General features: G+C 47.8%; 2 protein-coding genes and 1 pseudogene. 1 reads left to right on the top strand and 2 read right to left on the bottom strand.

All coding sequences use genetic code 11. The features are described from left to right. Positions 1-51: 51 nt before the first annotated feature. Positions 52-804 (top strand): hypothetical protein, encoded by a 753-nt coding sequence (locus MGMO_RS18760; protein WP_023496653.1) that lies wholly within the window; start codon positions 52-54, stop codon positions 802-804. Positions 805-916: 112 nt separating this feature from the next. Here MGMO_RS18760 and MGMO_RS18755 read toward each other — a convergent pair whose 3' ends face one another. Together MGMO_RS18755 and MGMO_RS20780 are read right to left on the bottom strand one after the other, a co-directional pair. Beyond that, the gene (locus MGMO_RS18755; RefSeq protein ID WP_023496652.1) at positions 917-2,506 is read right to left on the bottom strand and encodes a SulP family inorganic anion transporter; all 1,590 of its coding nucleotides are present in this window, start codon (positions 2,504-2,506) and stop codon (positions 917-919) included. A gap of 145 nt (positions 2,507-2,651) precedes the next feature. Further along, positions 2,652-3,346 (bottom strand): annotated as a pseudogene (locus MGMO_RS20780) (IS1 family transposase); the annotation flags it as partial.

The following is a 3,346-nucleotide window of genomic DNA, read 5'->3' as shown; positions in this document are numbered from 1 at the left end:
ACTTGGCATTGTAAATCGACAAAATAATCACTTGACTTAAATGGGGGCTTTATGCCTGATGACCAAAACAAAAAAATTGTTGAAATGGCATTTTGGAAAAGCTGGGGCACATTAGAATCTAATGCGGCTAACAATGTCGGCAAAAATGAAGGGAAGCCCAAAATGGCTGAGCCCATTTGGCAGGATGATAAGGAATATACCGCAAGAGTCGCCCAACAACTAGCCGAAGCAAGACGAAAAGAAAATATTAAGCTAATGGCTATGTTGGTGATTGGTTTTTTAGCTATTTATCTGATTGTCTTCTTGCTTGGTCTTATTGATCTGAAATCAAAAGCGCCATCCGCCTCTGGCGGTAATAGCCAGCAATCGGAAGCTCAATCAAAAGAAGAAACCCATGAGATGATCCAGGCCTCTATTGAAGAAGAAATGATCAAGGGGGGATTTTCAAGTAAGGAAGCCTATTTTAGTTCTGAGCTTACCAAGCAATCCAATGATGTCAGTACTGACCTAACGGAGTTTAGCAAAAAGATTCAGTCAGTTACCCCAAAAATGAATGTAACCTCACTGGTTATCGCAGGCAAAATGGAGCAGTTAACTAAAGATAAAACCTTTAATGGCTTTGGTATTGAGGTAGTTGGCTCAGAAGATGGCGAGTCCGACAACGTAAGCCTAGTCTCGCATTTAAAAGGCATGACATCTTCGGTTGAATTTTTTGCAGAAGGTGGTCGAATTGTAGCGCATTTCAAAGACTATCCTGCTAGTTATTGCGCGGGAACAAAAGGCGCTGCTGTTTGCGGACCTTAATCGACCGGTATTATTAAGTTATGGATGGTTGTGGTGCGAAACCCAGGGAGCGCAACATGAAAGTGATGACAACCGATAGCTTAACACTTGCCCCCAACCGGGTTCTTTAAGCTTATTCCCTGTCATCGGCCGTCATTAACCTTCCGGCGAGCGCATGGTCGGAAAATGTTTCCAAGGCTTTGCCGATTTGTATGTACCGTCCGCCTTGCGCTTCATAGCTATGTTTAAAATTATCGAGAAATTCCATTACCGTATGGTCAATCAGGTAGCCATCGGTAAAATCAAAAATAATTGTCTTGCCAGGTTCCAGTTCGGCCAGCTTATTTTTTAAGGGCAAAAAGTTTGAAAATAACGCTGAGCCCAAGAGTTTAATAGTGACGATATTACCGTCCGATTGTCGGACTGTGAAATGAATTTTGAACAAGTTTTTAAACCAAACGCCTCGCACCAAGTTTAACGTGAATTTTACCAACATACCTAGCGCGACCCCGGCTAATAAGTCAACCGCCAATACCCCGATGATGGTGACAATAAACATCAAGAATTGTTCTTTGCCGACATCCATGACCCGAACGAATATGGCAGGCGAAGCCAAACGATAGCCGGTGTAAACTAACAGTGCCGCTAATGCAGCAAGCGGGATGCCCTGTATTAGTCGCGGAAATAGGACTAAAGAAACCAACAAAAACAAGCCATGAAAAAAATTGGCCCAAGGGGTTTTGGCCCCATTGTTGACGTTTTCCGAACTCCTGACAATCTCGGCTATCATGGGTAGCCCGCCAATCGAACCGGCTACCATATTGCCAATCCCAATCGCGGTTAAATCGCAGTTGAGATCAGTGGTGCGCTTATCAGGATCAAGCCGATCTATCGCGGATGCGCTCAGGATAGTCTCAAGGCTGCCTACCAATGTGATACTAATCACTGCCTCCCAGAAGGCTACCGTAAAAAACTTAGAGAAATCTGGAAAATAAAAATCCGAGAAGAAATTATCGGATAACGAAACCAGGAATTTTGTGCCGTCGGTAGTTACGGCCTCGCCCAAATTATAATGCCACGCGAACAGGATGCCTATCAGCACCACGATAACAGGTGCAGGAATCCGGCTTTCAAGCAACGGCCACGTCATCAGGATCAATAAGCCTAATAAACTGATAAGAAAGACTTCCGGCTTAAGGTTAAATAGGCTATGCGGTATTTGCAGGATGGTCGAAAATAGGCTGCCAGGCATCGGTGTAACACCCAATAAAACATGGCTTTGGGTAACAATAATGATCAGTCCGATTGCGGCCAACATGCCGTGCATGACTGAAGCCGGGAAAAAAGCGCTCAACTGGCCTGCCTTGAATCTCCCCATCAATATTTGTAAGGCACCGGAAACCACAATTGCCGCCAAGGTATAGCGGTATCCGGCCATGGCATCGCCTGCACCCAATGCTTGCACGGCGGCCAATATCACGACAATCAACCCTGCGGCCGGGCCGTTGATTGTGAGATAGGAACCGCTAATGCGCGAAACCAGCAAGCCGCCGACAATAGCGGAAATGATGCCCGCCGACGGTGGAAAACCGGAAGCAATGGCGACACCCAGGCTTAACGGCAAAGCAATTAAAAACACCAGGAAACCCGACCGCAAGTCTACCTGCCAAGTCTCTTTTAGGCTAGTTATCCCAGTTTTTTCAAGTGTGATGTCAGATACCAATTTTGAAAAACCTTTTAGTAAGTGAAAAGAGGTAGATTGATTTATAGTGTTTTTTCATTTTCTTTGTCATAGCCTAATACGAAAATGACACAGAAGGTGAAATATTTTCATTTTTATGACACAGATAATGAAATATTGGTAGTGGCTAAACATTAACTGATAGGCTCGAATTATAGGGAACGGCAAACCAATAGATCACGCCATCATGCCAGCTTGCGTCCTTGGAGAACGAAAGCGTTTTCCGTACCCTGCGCCCGACCCGCTGGCGCAGGGTGTTGTTCCAGCGTTCCATGTGGGCGGTTTCGCCGGTCTCCTTGCCGACGCTCAGGTGTAGTTCTGCGGAAAAGACGCTCGCGTAGGCCTTCCAGAAGTCGCTGAAGGTGCGGCAACTGCGGTAGGAGTCGGGTATCCTGCCCCAAAGCTCCTTGCAGGTCACCTCGCTCCGGTCACCGTTGACGTAGGCCACTATCTGCCGCGTCCTGCGTCACAATGCCGTCCATGTCCACACCTTGTTGCGCCTCTTATGGACATAACCGCACACTTCGTCCAGTTCCAGGACATCGCCGGGCTGCGCCTCGACCAGGCCATCAGCCACTTTCGGCAACCGCCGGAGTTTTTTTTAGCCAAGCGGACACGGTGGGGCGCGACACCCCGAAAGCCCGCGAAATGCCCCGCAGGCTCGAACGCTCCCGGTAGGCCCGCAAGATTTCCTCCTTGCGCCCCTCGCTGTAGCGGACGGTCGGCTCCAGCACCTTGCAGGCACCGCAGTCCTTGCAGCGGTATTGTTGCTTGCCAGACGCATTGCGCCCGTTCTTGACGATGTTTTCGCTTTGGCAAGCC

The organism is Methyloglobulus morosus KoM1, from assembly GCF_000496735.2.
In the GTDB taxonomy this organism is placed as follows: domain Bacteria; phylum Pseudomonadota; class Gammaproteobacteria; order Methylococcales; family Methylomonadaceae; genus Methyloglobulus; species Methyloglobulus morosus.
Note: the sequence above shows the minus strand (reverse complement) of the source record. Positions and strands in the feature narration are given on the sequence as shown.

Excerpts from the sequence above, each read along its gene's own strand:
- MGMO_RS18760 (WP_023496653.1), top strand. The coding sequence starts at position 52 with ATGCCTGATGACCAAAACAAAAAAATTGTTGAAATGGCATTTTGGAAA.